This is a genomic window from Curtobacterium sp. 9128 (assembly GCF_900086645.1).
Classification (GTDB): domain Bacteria; phylum Actinomycetota; class Actinomycetes; order Actinomycetales; family Microbacteriaceae; genus Curtobacterium.
This window is the reverse complement of sequence record NZ_LT576451.1, coordinates 2,623,800-2,640,780: the sequence shown is the minus strand read 5'-3', so window position 1 is coordinate 2,640,780 and position 16,981 is coordinate 2,623,800. Positions and strand designations below refer to the sequence as shown.

Below are 16,981 nucleotides of genomic sequence, written 5' to 3'. Positions count from 1 at the left end.
CCGCCGTCGTTCAGCCGCGTGCGGGGAGCTGCTGCAGCGTCCAGGCGTTCTCGTCCGGGTCGGTGAAGAACACGAACCGCCCCCAGGCCATCTCGTCAACGCCGACGGCGTCCACCCCGAGGCCCTGCAGGTGTGCGAGGGCCTCGTCGGCATCCGGGACGACGACCTGGATGGACTTCAGCGACCCTGGCAGCACGTCGGGCGACATGATGCCCTGGCCGAACGCGATCGAGCAGGCGGACCCGGGAGGGGTTGCCTGCACGAACCGGACGTCGTCCGAGACACGCTGGTCGTGGTCGATGGTGAAGCCGATGCGTTCGTAGAACTCTCGGGAACGGTCGACGTCGCTGACGGGGACCATGATGAGTTCGATCTTCCAGTCCATGCCGGACTCCCTGCGTCGGAGCGGTCGGTCAGCGCCGCTCGCGGATCATGTTCGTGATGCGCACGGTGGAGCAGCGTCGCCCCTGCTCGTCGGTGAGGACGATCTCGTGGGTCGTCAGCGTGTTGCCGAGGTGGATCGCGGTGCACGTGCCGGTGACGATGCCGCTGGTGGCACTCCGCGAGTGCGAGGCGTTCAGCTCGATGCCGACCGCGTACCGACCGGGTCCGGCGTGCACGTTCGCGGCCATCGAGCCGAGGCTCTCCGCCAGGACGACGTACGCCCCGCCGTGCAGGAGCCCGACCGGCTGCCGGTTGCCCTCGACCGGGATGGTGCCGACGGCGCGCTCCGCGGAGAGCTCCGAGATGACCATGCCCATCTTGTCGGCGAGCTCGCCCATCCCGCGGTCCGCGAGGCGTTCGTCGACGGGGCCGGTGGTGGTCGCTTCGTCGGTCACGCGCTGGGACTCCCGTGTCGGATGGCGTCGGTAGGCTGTCCGGGTGTCGGACTCCGCAAAGCCTACCCTCATGGTCATCGACGGCCACTCGCTCGCCTTCCGGGCCTTCTACGCGCTCCCGGTGGACAGCTTCGTGAACCGCGACGGGCAGCACACGAACGCCATCCACGGCTTCATCTCGATGCTGCTCATGCTCCTCCAGCGCGAGAAGCCGACCCACCTGGCGGTCGCGTTCGACATCTCGCGGTTCTCGTTCCGCACCCGTGAGTACGAGGACTACAAGGGCACCCGTTCCGAGACTCCTGCGGAGTTCAAGGGCCAGATCCCGCTCCTGCAGCAGGCGCTCGAGGCGATGGGCATCACCACCGTCACGAAGGAGGACTACGAGGCGGACGACATCCTCGCGACCCTCTCCTCGCAGGGTGCAGCGCAGGGCTACCAGGTCTACGTGGTGTCCGGCGACCGCGACTCCATCCAGCTCGTGAACGACGACGTCACGCTGCTGTACCCGTCCGTCCGCGGCGTCTCCGAACTGACGCGGTACGACCGCGACAAGGTCTACGAGCGCTACGGCATCGAGCCGCACCAGTACCCCGACATCGCCGCACTCGTGGGCGAGACCAGCGACAACCTGATCGGTATCGACAAGGTCGGCGAGAAGACCGCCGTCAAGTGGATCACCCAGTACGGCTCGCTCGACGGCGTGCTCGAGCACGCGGACGAGATCAAGGGCGTCGTGGGCAACAACCTGCGCGAGCAGAAGGACCGGGCGATCCGGAACCGCAGGCTGAACCGCCTCGTCACCGACGTCGAGCTGCCGGTCGGTCCGGGGGACGTCGCGCTCCGCCCCCTCGACGAAGCCGCTGTCCGCGAGCTGTTCGCCAAGCTGCAGTTCCGCACGCTGCTCGACCGCGTGTTCAAGGTCGCCGGGAACGGCGAGACCGGTGAGGCCCCCGCGGTCGAGGGCGGTGTCGACGACGGTGGACCAGCCTCGCCGACGGTGAAGACCCTGATCGACGAAGAGCTCGGCTACTGGCTCGAGCGGAAGAACGCCGCAGCAGCCGAGAACGGGTACGGCGTCGCGGTGGAGGTCATCGACGGCCGCCTCAGCGCCATCGGGATCGCCACCCACGACGACGCCGTCCTGGTCCCGGGCGGCAGCGGTGCGAAGGACTACGAGCAGCTGACCGCGTGGTTCGCGTCCGACGCCCCGAAACACTTCCACGACGCCAAGGCCGCGGTGAAGGCGCTCGGCACCGCCGGCATCGCGGTGAACGGCATCGCCGGTGACGCCCGCATCATGGGCTGGCTGGCGAACCCGGGCAAGCAGGGCCAACCGCTCACCGACCTCGTCTACCAGGAGCTCGGTGAAGAGCTCCCGACGGCGGACCCGAACCAGCTCGTCCCGGAGACCGACCCCGTGAACGTCGGCGTGCACGCCTGGTACGTCCTCCGCGTGACGACGGCGCTCCGGGCTCGCATCGACGCCGGGTCGCTTGGGGTCCTCGACGACATCGAGCTCCCGCTCGTGTCGGTCCTCGCCGACATGGAGACCACCGGCGTCGGCATCGACCGCCCGGTGCTCACGAACCTCTCGAAGGAGCTCGGGGAACGCGCGGCCGACCTCGCGCAGCAGGCGTTCGCCGAGATCGGGCACGAGGTCAACCTCGGTTCGCCGAAGCAGCTGCAGGAAGTGCTCTTCACCGAGCTCGCGATGCCGAAGACCCGCAAGACCAAGACGGGCTTCTCGACCGACGCCGCGAGCCTGGCCGACCTGCAGGAGCAGCACCCGCACCCGTTCCTGGGGCTCCTGCTCCAGCACCGTGACGCCACGAAGCTCCGGCAGATCGTGGACACGCTCGACGCCGCGGTCGTCGACGGCCGCATCCACACCCGGTACGAGCAGACCGGCAGCAGCACCGGCCGCATCTCCTCGACCGACCCGAACCTGCAGAACATCCCGGTCAAGACCGCCGTAGGTCGTCGGGTCCGTTCCGCGTTCGCCGTCGCCGAGCCGTACACGACGCTCCTCACCGCGGACTACTCGCAGATCGAGATGCGGATCATGGCGCACCTCTCCGGCGACCCCGGGCTGATCCAGGCCTTCAACGAGGGCGAGGACCTGCACCGCTTCGTCGGCGCCCGGGTGTTCGGTGTCGAGCCGGCGGACGTCTCGCCGGAGATGCGCACGAAGGTCAAGGCGATGTCGTACGGCCTCGCGTACGGACTCAGCGCGTTCGGCCTGTCCAAGCAGCTCCGCATCGAGCAGAGCGAAGCCCGCACCCTGATGACCGAGTACTTCGCCCGATTCGGCGCGGTGCGGGACTACCTCCGCAACGTGGTCGAGCAGGCCCGTGAGGACGGCTACACCGAGACGATCTTCGGCCGTCGTCGTCCGTTCCCCGACCTCAAGAGCCCGAACCGCGTCCTCCGCGAGAACGCCGAGCGTGCTGCGCTGAACGCCCCGATCCAGGGCTCGGCCGCCGACATCATGAAGATCGCGATGCTCGGCGTCGCGGCCGACCTGCGCGACGGCGAGATGGGCACGCGGCTGCTGCTCCAGGTGCACGACGAACTCATCCTCGAGGTCGCCCCGGGGGAGCAGGACCGCGTGGAGGAGATCCTGCGGACCCGGATGGGCGGCGCGGCCGACCTCACCGTCCCGCTCGACGTGTCCGTCGGCTCCGGCCCCAACTGGGAGGCCGCCGCGCACTGACCCGCGACTGGTCACGACACCACGCTCGGGTTCGCCGGGTGGTCGCTGCCCGTCGGTTCGGCGGCGTCGGAGCCACGTTCTTCGACCGGTTGGGGGTGCGCGCGCGGGGTGTTGTGACCGGTCGCCGGGTGCCACGTCCCCCATCCCGGGCCGCACCCGCACCCGCACGCCCGCACCCGCACGCCCGCACCCGCACGCCCGCACCCCGCCCGGACACACGCCTGCACCCCGCCGCCTCCACCCCGCACGGACACACGCCTGCACCCCGCCCGCCTTCGCCCCGCCCGCGACTGGTCACAACATCCCGCTCAGGTTCGCCGGGTGGACGCAGACCGTCGTCTGGGCGCTCTCTGACCAACGTTCTTTGACCGGCCGAGGGCGTGCGCGCGGGGTGTTGTGACCGGTCGCCTGGTGCCACTTCTCCCATCCCGCGACGCACCCGCACGCCTGTACCTTGCGCGCCTGCCTCGCGCGCCTGCGCTGCGCGCCGACGCCGCCGTCGCCTTCCCCGCGACTGGTCACAACACCCCGCTCAGGTCCGCCGGGTGGTCGCGAAGGGTCGTTTGGGTAACCTCTGCGCGACGTTCTCTGACCGGTCGGGAATGTGCGCGCGGGGTGTTGTGACCAGTCGCGCAGGCGGGTGGCGGGCGCGAGCACGAGGCCGGCGCGCGTCGGTAGGGTCGAGGCATGACCGAAGACCGTCCCGCCCGCCAGCCCTCCGCCGTCGACCGTGTGGCCGAGGAGTGGGTGACCACCCTCGTCGACCTCGACCCGACGGTCGCCACCTACATCGGCGTCCCCGGGCGCACGGGGGAGTACGGCGACACCTCGCCGGCCGGGGCAGCCGCGATGGCGGACGCGGCGAAGGCGGCCGCTCGTTCCCTGGCCGCTGCGGAGCCGGTGGACGCCGTCGACCGCGTGACGAAGACGGACCTCGGCGCCGAGCTCGCCCTCGTCGTCGAGTCGTACGACCGGAAGCTCCACCTGCGTGACCTCAACGTCATCGCCAGCCCCGCGCAGTCGCTCCGCGAGATCATCGACCTGATGCCGACCGCCACGGCATCGGACTGGGACGACATCGCCAACCGCGTCGGCGCGTTGCCGGACGCGCTGGAGGGGTTCCGCGAGACCCTGCTCGAGGGCACGCGCGAGGACGTCACCCCGGCCAGGCGCCAGGTCGAGCTCGTCGCCGAGCAGGCGGCTCGGAGCGGAGCCGAGGACGGCTTCTTCCGACAGCTCGCCGAGAGTGCGGCACTCGACGACGGGTCGCCCGTCCCGGACGCCGTGCGGGCGGAGCTCGCCCGTCGTGGCGAGGTCGCCGCCGCGTCCTTCCGGTCGTTCGGGCGCTTCCTCGAGCACGAGCTGATGCCACTGGCGACCCCGGTGGACGCCGTCGGCCGTGATGCCTACGAACTGCACTCCCGGCACTTCCTCGGTGCCGTCGTCGACCTCGACGAGACGTACGAGTGGGGGCTCGAGGAGCTCGCACGCATGCGGTCGGAGCAGGAGCGCATCGCGGACCGCATCGAACCCGGCGCGTCGGTCGCCCGCGCGGTCGAGGTGCTCGACGCGGACCCGGCCAGGATGCTGCACGGCACCGACGCCCTGCAGCGGTGGATGCAGGAGACGAGCGACGCCTCGATCCGAGCGATGGACGGCGTGTACTTCGACATCGCCGACCCGATCAAGCGCCTCGAGTGCCGCATCGCCCCGACGCAGGAGGGCGGGATCTACTACTCCGGTCCGTCGGACGACTTCTCGCGGCCCGGCCGGATGTGGTGGTCCGTGCCGCAGCGGGTGACCGAGTTCCAGACCTGGCGCGAGAAGACGACCGTCTACCACGAGGGCGTCCCCGGACACCACCTGCAGATCAGCCAGGGCGTCTACAACCGCGGCGAGCTGAACACCTGGCGCCGGCAGCTCTCCGGGTCGTCCGGCCACGTCGAGGGCTGGGCGCTCTACGCGGAGCGGCTGATGGAGCAGCTCGGGTTCCTCGACGACGAGGGCGACCGGCTCGGGATGCTCGACGGGCAGCGCATGCGGGCGGCCCGCGTCGTCCTCGACATCGGCGTCCACCTGCAGAAGACCAACCCGGACGGCGGCGGCTGGACGTGGGAGTACGCGCTCGACTTCATGCGCGAGAACGTCAACATGGACGACGCGTTCATCCGGTTCGAGGTCGCCCGCTACTTCGGGTGGCCGGGACAGGCGCCGTCCTACAAGGTCGGACAGCGCGTCTGGGAGTCGATCCGTGACGAGGTCGCGGCGCGCGAGGGTGCCGCGTTCGACCTGAAGTCCTTCCACCACCGCGCGCTGGCGCTCGGGAGCATCGGCCTCGACACGCTCCGGTCGGCGCTGCTCGACTGACCGCACCGGTTCGTGTGACGCCCCGCGACACGGGTGACACACCCGCTTGTGGGGGGTCGCGCGCACCGGTTAGACTTGTGCGGCGCAATCCGCGTCACCACAATCAACCGCCACCGCGATGCCATGTGGGAGTCATTCTCCCGTGTCGCCCTGGCCCGACTCATGTCCGTTCGGAGCAATCTCTACATGACAACCACTACGACCAAGGCTCCTAAGCAGGTCGCCATCAACGACATCGGTTCGGCTGATGACTTCCTGGCCGAGGTCGAGAAGACCCTGAAGTTCTTCAACGACGGCGATCTCATCTCCGGCACCGTCGTGAAGATCGACCGCGACGAGGTCCTCCTCGACGTCGGTTACAAGACCGAGGGCGTCATCCCCTCGCGCGAGCTCTCGATCAAGCACGACGTCGACCCCAACGAGGTCGTCAACGTCGGTGACGAGGTCGAGGCCCTGGTTCTCCAGAAGGAGGACAAGGAAGGCCGCCTCATCCTGTCGAAGAAGCGTGCGCAGTACGAGCGTGCGTGGGGCGACGTCGAGAAGATCAAGGAGTCCGACGGGGTCGTCACCGGCACCGTCATCGAGGTCGTCAAGGGTGGCCTCATCGTGGACATCGGTCTCCGTGGCTTCCTCCCGGCTTCGCTCATCGAGCTGCGTCGCGTCCGCGACCTGACGCCGTACCTCGGCCAGGAGATCGAGGCGAAGATCCTCGAGCTCGACAAGAACCGCAACAACGTGGTCCTCTCGCGCCGCGCCCTGCTCGAGCAGACGCAGTCCGAGTCGCGCACCACGTTCCTCAACAACCTCCACAAGGGCCAGGTCCGCAAGGGCGTCGTCTCGTCGATCGTCAACTTCGGTGCGTTCGTCGACCTCGGCGGCGTCGACGGTCTCGTCCACGTCTCGGAGCTCAGCTGGAAGCACATCGAGCACGCCAGCGAGGTCGTCGAGGTCGGTCAGGAAGTCACCGTCGAGATCCTCGAGGTGGACCTGGACCGCGAGCGCGTGTCGCTCTCGCTCAAGGCCACCCAGGAAGACCCGTGGCAGGTCTTCGCCCGCACCCACGCGATCGGTCAGATCGCACCGGGCAAGGTCACGAAGCTCGTGCCGTTCGGTGCCTTCGTCCGCGTCGCGGACGGCATCGAGGGCCTCGTCCACATCTCGGAGCTCTCGAACAAGCACGTCGAGCTCGCCGAGCAGGTCGTCTCGGTCGGCGACGAGGTCTTCGTGAAGATCATCGACATCGACCTCGACCGTCGCCGCATCTCGCTCAGCCTCAAGCAGGCGAACGAGGGCGTCGACCCCGAGGGCAGCGAGTTCGACCCGGCGCTCTACGGCATGCCGACGGAGTACGACGACAAGGGTGACTACAAGTACCCGGACGGCTTCGACCCGGACACCAACGAGTGGCTCGAGGGCTACGACACTCAGCGCGAAGAGTGGGAGCGTCAGTACGCCGCCGCTCAGGGTCGCTGGGAGGCGCACAAGGCGCAGGTCGCCAAGTCGCTGACCGAAGAGGCGCAGGGTGGCTTCGACCTCCCGGCCAGCGCTTCCTCGTCGTTCACGAGCGAGCAGGCCGGTCAGGGCACCCTGGCCGACGACGCATCGCTCGCGGCGCTCCGCGAGAAGCTCAGCTCGACCAACTGATCGAGCCGGTGCTGCCTTGCGTAGCACCGAGTGCGCCGGAAGCCCGGCACCCCGAGAGGGTGCCGGGCTTCCGGCGTTTCGGGAGCGTCCGACCCGTACGCTGTTGCCGTGCGCATCATCGGACTGACGGGCGGCATCGCCGCGGGGAAGTCGACCGTGTCGCGTCGGTGGGCCGAGCACGGCGCGGTCATCGTCGATGCGGACCGGCTGGCACGGGACGCCGTCGCTCCCGGCAGCCGGGGGCTTGCACGTGTCGCGGAGCGGTTCGGTCCCGATGTGATCGCTGCCGACGGCTCGCTCGACCGCCCTGCGCTCGGCACGGTCGTGTTCGCTGATCCAGCGGCACGGAAGGACCTCGAGGCGATCACCCACCCGGAGGTGTGGCGCCTCGCCCAGCTCGCGTTCGACGCCGCCGCCGCAGCGGACCCCGACGCGGTCGTGGTGTACGACGTGCCGCTCCTCGCCGAGGCGAAGGCGGACCGCCCGCTGCAGTTCGACGCCGTCGTGGTCGTCGACGCCCCGGCGGCCGACCGCATCGAACGACTCGTGGCACACCGTGGGATGTCCCGTGCCGAGGCCGAACGGCGCGTCGGTGCACAGGCCTCCGACGCGGAGCGCCTCGCGCTCGCGGACCACGTCGTCGACGCCACGGGCTCCGTGGCCGACACCATCCGGTCCGCGGACGAGGTGTGGTCCCGGGTCGGACGATGAGGCACCGTCTGCTGATCGTCATCGCGCTGGTCGTCCTGGTGGCGATCGGCGCCGCGGCACTCGTCGCGGCGAACGTGATGGGCGAGCAGCGCGTCGAGGACCACGGACGGCAGCCCGCGAACGCCCAGCCACGCAACACACACGGTCCGCAGGACGAGTTCCACCGCTTCCGGCTCGGCGCGATCGACGGCGAGCGGCTGGAGCCGAACCGTGACGACTTCGCGGCCAGGACGGCGTCGGACGGCCCGCTGCTCCTGTTCCTCCCCGCCACCAGGGCGAAGCCCGCCCAGTACCAGCGCTTCCTCACCACGGCGCTCGGTGACGGCTACCACGTGCTCGGGCTCGACTACTGGAACCTCGGCAAGACCCTGTCCGGCACGTGCGAGGCCGATCCGCAGTGCTACGGACAGGTGCAGCGGAACCGGTTCGACGGCACGAGGCAGTCCGAGTTCAGCAAGGTGTCTCCGGCCGGATCGATCGTCTCCCGGTTCCGCGACGCCATCGCGCACCTCGACGACGTCGACCCGAAGGGCGGCTGGGGCCGCTTCGTCGCCTCGAACGAGGACATCGCCTGGCAGGACATCGTCGTCGCCGGGCACTCGCAGGGCGGGGGAGAGGCCGCCTACATCGCGCACATCCGTCCGGTCCTCGGCGCGCTGATGTTCTCGTCGCCGGTGGAGTCACTCGGGCCGGCACACGCGGCGTGGATGGACCGTCCCGGTCGGACCCCTGCGTCGAAGATGTACGCGATCGACGACGTCCGTGACGTCTTCGGTCCGCGCATCCGTGGTTCGTGGCGGGTCCTCGGACTCGACGCACCCGCGACGTCGGGTGGACCGGACGGCCCGTGGCGCACGGACACCGCAGCGCCGCCGGACGGCTGGGACCCGCACGCCATCCTCACCGACATCGAGGTGGGGACGCCGGACGAGTCGCACTCGCGCATCATCAAGGACACCACACCGCTCGCGGACGACGGACAGCCGCGGATGCTCGGGCTGTGGCAGTGGCTGCTCCGGCGGTTCCCGCTCCCCATCGAGCCCGGACCGGATGCCGGTGCCACCGACGTCCCACAGGCGGCCCCGACGACGTCCTCCGGGACGTCATAGGAACGAGAACTACCATTGGGTGGTGCAGCACGATGGTCGATCACCCGAACCCGCACCCGCCGATCTCCGCTCGTTGATCCGGGAGCGCGCCTCCGCGGACACGGATCGCGTCTTCCTCGAGGACGCCCGGTCCGACCGGGTCCTGCGCTACGGCGCCCTCGATGCCGCGGTGGGCGCCTGGGCGTCGACGTTCGACGTGATCGGCATCCCTTCGTCCGGCGCGGTCCTCGTCGACGTCGGCGACCCGCTCGCGTTCGCGGTGGTGCACCTCGCTGCGATCGCCACCGGTCGTCGAGCGGTCCCGGTCGACACCGGACAGCCGGTCACCGAGCCGGCCCGGCTCGCCGACCTGCTCGGTGGAGCCTCCATCGTGGTGTCCGATCGCGAGGTGGACTCGACCATCCCCGGGACGCCCGCCGCGCGCGTCGACCCGGCCACGGGCCTCCCGGCGGACGTCCGTGACGGCGACCTGCCGGGCGATGCCCCGGACGCTCCCGGCGAGGGCTCCGTGGTCCTGTTCACCTCGGGCTCGACGGGCATGCCGAAGGGCGTCGAACTCCCGGAGTCGCAGCTGCTCTTCGTCGCCCGGGCGGTCGCGCAGCACAACCAGCTCGACTCGGACGACCGCGGGTTCAACTCCCTGCCGCTCTTCCACGTCAACGCCGAGGTCGTCGGGCTGCTCGCGACGCTGGTGGCGGGCGCGACGCTCGTGCTCGACCGGCGCTTCCGTCGCACCGGGTTCTGGGAGTTGCTCGCCGAACGGCGCATCACCTGGCTGAACGCGGTCCCGGCGATCCTCGCGGTGCTCGCGAAGACCGGCCCCCTCGACTTCCCGCCCAGCCTGCGCTTCGTCCGCAGCGCGTCGGCGCCACTGCCCGACCCGGTCCGCACGGCGCTCGGCGACACCCCGCTCGTCGTGAGCTGGGGGATGACCGAGGGCGCGAGCCAGATCACCGCGACGCCGCTCGACGCTCCGGCGCGACTCGGCACGGTCGGCGTGCCCGTCGGCTCCGAGGTGCAGGTCCGCGGCGAGGACGGCGCCCCGCTGCCCGCCGGCGAGGTCGGCGCGCTCTGGGTCCGCGGACCCGGCATCGTGCACTCGTACCTGTTCGGCCGCGCGGCGGAACGCTTCGACGCCGACGGCTGGCTCTCCACGGGCGACGTCGGATCGGTGTCGGAGGACGGCTGGGTGTCGCTGGCCGGACGGTCGGACGACGTGATCAACCGCGGCGGCGAGAAGGTCTACCCCTCCGAGGTCGAGGACGTCCTGCTCGGCGACGCCCGCGTGCTCGAGGCCGTCGTGGTCGGACGTCCGCACGACGTACTCGGGAGCGTGCCGATCGCCTACGTGATCCCGCAGCCGGACGAGCCCGTCGACGCCGACGCCCTCGTGGCCGACCTGACCGAGCGGACCATCGCCGAGCTCACCCGCTTCCGGCGGCCGGTCGAGATCGTCGTGGTGCCCGACCTGCCGCGGGCACCCACCGGCAAGATCCAGCGCGCCCGGGTGCGGAGCATGGCGGAGCACTCGTGACCGCGACGGGTACCGGCACGGGAACGGCGGACGCCGCGCCGCGCGTCGCCCCGACCGGCGTGCAGACCCCGACCAGGACCGCGGCGGGGCGGCCGCGGCACCTGTACGAGATCGACGTCCTCCGCATCCTGACGTTCGCGTGCGTGCTCGGCGTGCACACCACGAGCCACACGATGGCGTCGGACGACATCGGCCTCGCCGGGCTGCTGTCGCTGCTGCACTTCACGCGCCTGGTCTTCTTCACCCTGACGGCGTTCGTGCTCGTGTACAGCTACACGATCCGCCCGAAGCCCATGTCGGTGTTCTGGCCGAAGCGCTTCCTGCTCGTCGGCGTGCCCTACCTGGCGTGGTCGTTCGTCTACGTGGCGTCGGCCTGGCTGCTCGACTCCGGGCAACGCGGCGACGTCCCCGCGCTCGTCACGACGTACGCCGAGGGGATCGTCACCGGCACCGCGAAGTACCACCTGTACTTCCTCCTCGTCACGATGCAGGTGTACCTCCTGCTGCCCGCGATCATGTGGGTCGTCCGCAGGACCCGGCGGCACCACGTGACACTGCTCGTCGTCGCGTTCGTCGTGCAGCTCGGCATCTTCGCCTGCTACAAGTACTTCCCGTCGACGGACGCGTGGATGCACGGGTACCAGAAGCAGTTCTTCTTCTCGTACGTGTTCTTCATCATCTCCGGGGCCATCGCTGCCGACCACGCGGACGGGTTCCTCGGCTTCATCCGGAAGTACCGGCGCGCGATCATGTGGTCGTTCGCCGGCGGTGCGCTGCTGACGGTCGTCGTGTTCGCGATCCACCTGCTCGCGGGCAATTCCCCGTACGCCGCCGGGACGCCGCTGCAGCCGATCGAGGTCGTCTGGAGCACGATCGTCTTCGTCGCGTTCCTGGCGATCGGTGCCGCGTGGGCGGACAAGCGCGTCCCCGGCAGTCGCCTCGCGAAGGCGGTCGACTACGCCTCGGACCGCTCGTTCGGCATCTTCCTGAGCCACCCGCTCGTCATCTGGCTGCTCCTGTACGGCGACAGCTGGCTCGAGGGCCTCGTCCCGAAGCCGTGGCTGACGCTCGTCACGTACGTGCTGGTGGTGGTGCTCGCCGTCGCGATCACCGAGGTGTTCCGCTGGACACCCCTCAGCGTGCCGCTCACGGGTCGACCGTCGCTGTCGTCCAGGAAGGCGCGTGCCGCACGCGCCGCGAAGCGGCAGGCGGCGGTCGCGTAGCGGGTCGAATCGCGCGTAGGCGGTCGTTTCGCGCGTGGGAGGTCGGATTTTCCGACCTCCCACGCGCGTTCCTGCCACCTATGCGCGGTCTGACCGGTCGGGCGGGCCGACCACGCGACGGACGGGAGGCTCGTGGCGACGCCGCCACGAGCCTCCCGTCCGTCAGCGGGCCGCGTCCGCACCGCACCCCGCTGTGTGCTTCGCGCCCCGTCATGCAGGGGCGCGAAGCACACAGCGGGGTGCGATGTTCGGACACGACGGAGCCCGCCCGGCGGACCGGGCGGGCCCCGCGAGGGATCAGGACGCCTGCTGCTGCTCCGCCTTCGGGGTGCCGACCTCGAGGACACCGTCGGTCATCGTGAGCCGCTGCGGCTTCATGAACCAGGCGACGACGGCGGCGGCGCCGAGGAGCGCGCAGGACAGGGCGAATGGCAGCTGCCACCCGGACGCGTCGATGAGCAGTCCGAAGACGATCGGCGAGACCACGCCGGCGATCCCGAACCCGGTGTTCATGAACCCGGACGCGGTCCCGGACCACTGCGGTGCGACGTCCATCGGGATCGCCCAGAGGTTCGCGTTGCAGAGCTCGAGGAAGAAGAACGACAGCGCCAGTGAGATCGTGGCGACGAGGAGTCCCTGGCCGATGACGAGGGGGATCAGGCACACGAGCGACCCGCCGAGCCCGACGACGAGGATGCTGCGTCGCGCGTTGCGGGTGTTCCCGCCTCGATGGATGATCCGGTCGCTGAGCATGCCGCCGACGGTGTCCCCGACGACACCGGCGAGCAGGATCAGCGTGGTGAAGAGGGCGAAGTCGCCGATCTCCAGGCCGTAGGTCGAGCTCAGGAAGGTCGGCAGCCAGGTGAGGAACACCCAGAGCGTCCAGCCGTACCCGAAGTCGACGAAGGTGACCGGCAGGATCTGCTTCGCCATCTGGCCCCACGGCACCGGGGGACGCGTCGCGCGAGTCTCGACGGGCGGCAGCTCGTCGAGCTCGACCTGCTTGATGCCCTTCGCCGACTCCGGCTTGTCGCGGAAGAAGAACCACCACACGACGGCCCACGCGAAGGACAGCACTGCGGTGGCGAAGAACGCGAGTCGCCAGCCGCTGATCGCGATGAAGTAGGCGACGACGAGGGGCGCCAGCGCGTTGCCGAGTCGGGCAGCCGAGTGCACCACGCCCTGGGCGAAGCCGTTCCGGTCGCGCGGGATCCAGCGGCTCATGGCCTGCGTCGCTGTCGGGAACGCCGCGGCCTCGCTGAGCCCGAGGAGTGCACGTGCGGCGAAGAGGGTCCAGAAGCCGACGGCGAACCCGGTCCAGAGCGTCGCGACGCCCCAGATCACGGTGATGACGAACAGCGCCTTGCGGGGCCCGAACTTCTCGCTGATCGTGCCGCCGAACACCTGCAACAGGGCGTAGGGGAGCGAGAAGGCGGAGACGATGAGACCGGCGGTGGCCTCGTTGAAGCCGAACTCCTCGGTGATGTGGGGGAGTGCGGTGGAGATGTTGGTGCGGTCGATGTACGAGATCGCGTACATGAAGCACAGCAGGATGAGCACGCGCCCACGGATGCGTCCGCGGAACGGTGTGCCCTTCGCCGGTGCGGTGGGAGTCGCCGTCGTCATGGGAGCCTCTTCGGGTCTTCGGGTCTTCGGGGCGTTGCGGGGAGATCGCTGCGCGTGCTGAACGGATGGGACGCTAGACCTGATTTCTATCAGCGTCCTTTGTGGTTCGTTGCGGGGACCGATGGACGGCCCGCGCGCGGACGGGGTACGCCGTGGGCGAGCGGGACCCCTCGGTGTCGGTGGTCGCGCCTAGTGTTGACGGCATGGGAGTTGCGATCGAACCCACCCGCGCGGTCCGTCCGTTCGAGGTCATCAGCGAGTACTCGCCGAGCGGTGACCAGCCGGCGGCCATCGCGGAGCTCGCCGGTCGCATCAACGCCGGTGAGACCGACGTGGTGCTCCTCGGCGCGACCGGTACCGGCAAGTCGGCGACCACGGCCTGGCTCATCGAGCAGGTCCAACGGCCGACGCTGGTGCTCGCCCACAACAAGACGCTCGCCGCCCAGCTGGCGACCGAGTTCCGCGGACTGCTGCCGAACAACGCCGTCGAGTACTTCGTCTCGTACTACGACTACTACCAGCCGGAAGCGTACGTGCCGCAGACGGACACCTTCATCGAGAAGGACTCCTCGGTCAACGCCGAGGTCGAACGTCTCCGGCACTCCACGACGAACTCGCTGCTGAGCCGGCGGGACGTCGTCGTCGTCTCGACGGTGTCCTGCATCTACGGCCTCGGGACGCCGGAGCAGTACATGAACGCCTCGGTCGCGCTGCACCGCGGGCAGACGATCTCCCGCGACCAGCTCGTCCGCCGGTTCGTCGCCATGCAGTACCAGCGCAACGACGTCGACTTCGCCCGCGGGACGTTCCGTGTGCGTGGTGACACCATCGAGATCATCCCGATGTACGAAGAGCACGCGATCCGCATCGAGATGTTCGGCGACGAGGTCGAAGCACTCAGCTCCCTGCACCCGCTCACCGGCTCCGTGATCGAAGACCTCGACGCCGTGTCGATCTTCCCGGCGTCGCACTACGTCGCCGACACCGACGTCATGCACCGGGCGATCGGCACCATCAAGGAAGAACTCGCCGAGCGGCTCGCCGAGCTCGAAGGGCAGGGCAAGCTCCTCGAAGCGCAGCGCCTCCGGATGCGCACCACCTTCGACATCGAGATGATGGAGCAGATCGGCTTCTGCTCCGGCATCGAGAACTACTCGCGGCACGTCGATGCCCGCATGCCCGGGGAAGCGCCGCACTGCCTGCTCGACTACTTCCCGGACGACTTCCTCATCGTCATCGACGAGTCGCACGTCACGGTGCCGCAGATCGGCGCGATGTACGAAGGCGACGCCTCGCGCAAGCGCACCCTCGTCGACCACGGGTTCCGCCTGCCGAGTGCCCTCGACAACCGTCCACTGACGTGGGAGGAGTTCCTCGAGCGCGCCGGTCAGAAGGTCTACCTGTCGGCCACGCCCGGTCGGTACGAGCTCGGCGTCACCGACAGCGTCGTCGAGCAGATCATCCGACCGACGGGCCTCGTGGACCCCGAGATCGTCATCAAGCCCTCCGACGGGCAGATCGACGACCTGCTCGAGGAGATCCAGCAGCGCGTCGAGAAGAACGAGCGGGTGCTCGTCACGACCCTCACCAAGCGCATGGCCGAGGAACTCACGGACTTCCTCGGGAACGCCGGGGTCCGGGTCCGGTACCTGCACTCCGACGTCGACACGCTCAAGCGCGTGGAGCTCCTGACCGAGCTGCGACAGGGTGTGTACGACGTCCTGGTCGGCATCAACCTGCTGCGTGAGGGCCTCGACCTGCCGGAGGTCTCGCTCGTGGCGATCCTCGACGCCGACAAGGAAGGCTTCCTCCGCTCGTCGACCTCGCTCATCCAGACGATCGGTCGTGCCGCGCGCAACGTGTCCGGCCAGGTCCTGATGTACGCGGACAAGATGACCGACTCGATGAAGCAGGCCATCGAGGAGACCGACCGCCGTCGCGAGAAGCAGGTCGCGTACAACCTGGAACACGGCATCGACCCGCAGCCGCTCCGCAAGAAGATCGGCGACATCACCGAGCAGCTCGCCCGCGAGAACGACGACACGCAGGAGCTGCTCGAACGTCGGGGTGGTGGGGCGCGGGACCGCGGTCGGGCACCCACGCCGTCGCTCAAGCGCGGGGGCATCGCCGGGGAGGGCGCGACCCAGCTCGAGGCGACCATCGCGGACCTCAACGACCAGATGCTCCAGGCGGCCACCGAGCTGAAGTTCGAGCTCGCGGCACGTCTGCGTGACGAGGTCCAGGACCTCAAGAAGGCATTGCGCCAGATGGAGTCGGCCGGGCATGTCCGCTGAGCAGCCGCGGAAGACCGTCGTCGTCACCGGCGCCAGTGCCGGGTTGGGGTACTTCGCGGCGGAGCAGCTCGCCGCGGCCGGGCACCGGGTGGTGCTCGCCACCCGCAGCCCCGAGCGTGCGACGGCGGCCGCCGACAGCATCCGCCGACACGTTCCCGACGCGGCGCTCGAGCACCTGCACGTGGACCTCGCCGACCTCGACGTCGTCCGGACAGCGGCGGCAGCGCTCGGTGCACTCGGCCCGATCGACGCCGTGGTCAACAACGCCGGCGTCGTGGGATCGAGGACGGAGCGGTTCACCGCGCAGGGGACCGAGCTGCAGATGGGGACGAACCACCTCGGACACTTCGCGTTCACCGCGCTCGTGCTCCCACTGCTCGAGGAGACCGCGGGACGCGTGGTCCACCTCGGGTCGATCGCGCACCGATGGGCATCGCTCGACCCGTCGGATCCGTTCCGGGTCGGGCACTACTCCGGCTACCGGCAGTACGCCCGCAGCAAGCTCGCGGTGATGCTCTTCGGCTTCGAGCTCGCCGAGCGACTCGCGGACGCCGGTTCCCCGGTGTCGAGCGTGGTCGCGCACCCCGGCCTCTCGTTGGACTCCCTCGCACCGTCGCGTCCCGCGATCGCTCCCGCACGAACCGAGCCGGCGTGGACCCGACCCGGGCAACGGCTGTACGCACAGGGCAAGGACGCCGGGGCCCACCCGCTCGTCCACGCCGCGGTGGGCGACGACGTCCGGTCCGGGCAGTACTGGGGTCCCGGCGGCCCCATGCAGCTCCGCGGTCCAGCGGCGGTCGTCCCGGCCGAGCCGCGCGCGCACGACCGTGGAGCAGCGGCACGGCTCTGGCAGGCGAGCGAGCGTGCTTCGGGGGTCGCGTTCGCTCTCGACGCACTCGTCTGATGCCGTTCCCGGAC

Annotated in this window: 12 protein-coding genes; 9 read left to right on the top strand and 3 right to left on the bottom strand. The window is 69.9% G+C overall.

Annotated elements, in window-relative coordinates:
* Window positions 1-10: 10 nt before the first annotated feature.
* Window positions 11-385, bottom strand: coding sequence for a VOC family protein (locus QK288_RS12700; RefSeq protein WP_281264668.1), 375 nt, complete (start codon window positions 383-385; stop codon window positions 11-13).
* Window positions 386-413: 28 nt separating this feature from the next.
* Window positions 414-782, bottom strand: a complete 369-nt coding sequence (locus tag QK288_RS12695) for a hotdog fold thioesterase (protein WP_281267584.1) — start codon at window positions 780-782, stop codon at window positions 414-416.
* A 127-nt stretch (window positions 783-909) separates the two neighbouring features.
* Between QK288_RS12695 and polA the strand changes: the two genes are divergently transcribed.
* From polA to QK288_RS12660, 7 genes are all read left to right on the top strand, one after another.
* Window positions 910-3,555 carry a DNA polymerase I gene (gene polA, locus QK288_RS12690; protein WP_281264667.1) on the top strand — a complete coding sequence of 882 codons (2,646 nt, stop codon included), beginning with the start codon at window positions 910-912 and terminating at the stop codon, window positions 3,553-3,555.
* Between the two features lie 687 nt (window positions 3,556-4,242).
* Entirely contained in the window at window positions 4,243-5,922 is a 1,680-nt protein-coding gene (locus tag QK288_RS12685) for a DUF885 domain-containing protein (RefSeq protein WP_281264666.1), read from the top strand.
* Between the two features lie 186 nt (window positions 5,923-6,108).
* Window positions 6,109-7,566, top strand: a complete 1,458-nt coding sequence (rpsA, locus tag QK288_RS12680) for a 30S ribosomal protein S1 (RefSeq protein WP_281264665.1) — start codon at window positions 6,109-6,111, stop codon at window positions 7,564-7,566.
* Window positions 7,567-7,674: 108 nt separating this feature from the next.
* Window positions 7,675-8,277, top strand: coding sequence for a dephospho-CoA kinase (gene coaE / locus QK288_RS12675; protein ID WP_281264664.1), 603 nt, complete (start codon window positions 7,675-7,677; stop codon window positions 8,275-8,277).
* Window positions 8,274-9,386: a hypothetical protein gene (locus QK288_RS12670; RefSeq protein WP_281264663.1), complete on the top strand. Its 1,113-nt coding sequence runs from the start codon at window positions 8,274-8,276 to the stop codon at window positions 9,384-9,386. The genes coaE and QK288_RS12670 overlap by 4 nt, the downstream gene beginning before the upstream one ends.
* Before the next feature lie 22 nt (window positions 9,387-9,408).
* The gene (locus QK288_RS12665; RefSeq protein WP_281264662.1) at window positions 9,409-10,920 is read left to right on the top strand and encodes an AMP-binding protein; all 1,512 of its coding nucleotides are present in this window, start codon (window positions 9,409-9,411) and stop codon (window positions 10,918-10,920) included.
* Entirely contained in the window at window positions 10,917-12,143 is a 1,227-nt protein-coding gene (locus QK288_RS12660) for an acyltransferase (protein ID WP_281264661.1), read from the top strand. The genes QK288_RS12665 and QK288_RS12660 overlap by 4 nt, the downstream gene beginning before the upstream one ends.
* Before the next feature lie 297 nt (window positions 12,144-12,440).
* Here the strand turns inward: QK288_RS12660 and QK288_RS12655 are convergent, their stop codons facing one another.
* Complete coding sequence (locus QK288_RS12655; protein ID WP_281264660.1) at window positions 12,441-13,769, bottom strand: MFS transporter; 1,329 nt, start codon at window positions 13,767-13,769, stop codon at window positions 12,441-12,443.
* Window positions 13,770-13,984: 215 nt separating this feature from the next.
* On the opposite strand from QK288_RS12655, the gene uvrB reads away from it, so the two are divergent.
* Window positions 13,985-16,063 carry an excinuclease ABC subunit UvrB gene (gene uvrB / locus QK288_RS12650; protein WP_281267583.1) on the top strand — a complete coding sequence of 693 codons (2,079 nt, stop codon included), beginning with the start codon at window positions 13,985-13,987 and terminating at the stop codon, window positions 16,061-16,063.
* Window positions 16,053-16,967, top strand: coding sequence for an SDR family NAD(P)-dependent oxidoreductase (locus QK288_RS12645; RefSeq protein WP_281264659.1), 915 nt, complete (start codon window positions 16,053-16,055; stop codon window positions 16,965-16,967). The genes uvrB and QK288_RS12645 overlap by 11 nt, the downstream gene beginning before the upstream one ends.
* The last annotated feature ends 14 nt before the right edge of the window (window positions 16,968-16,981 follow it).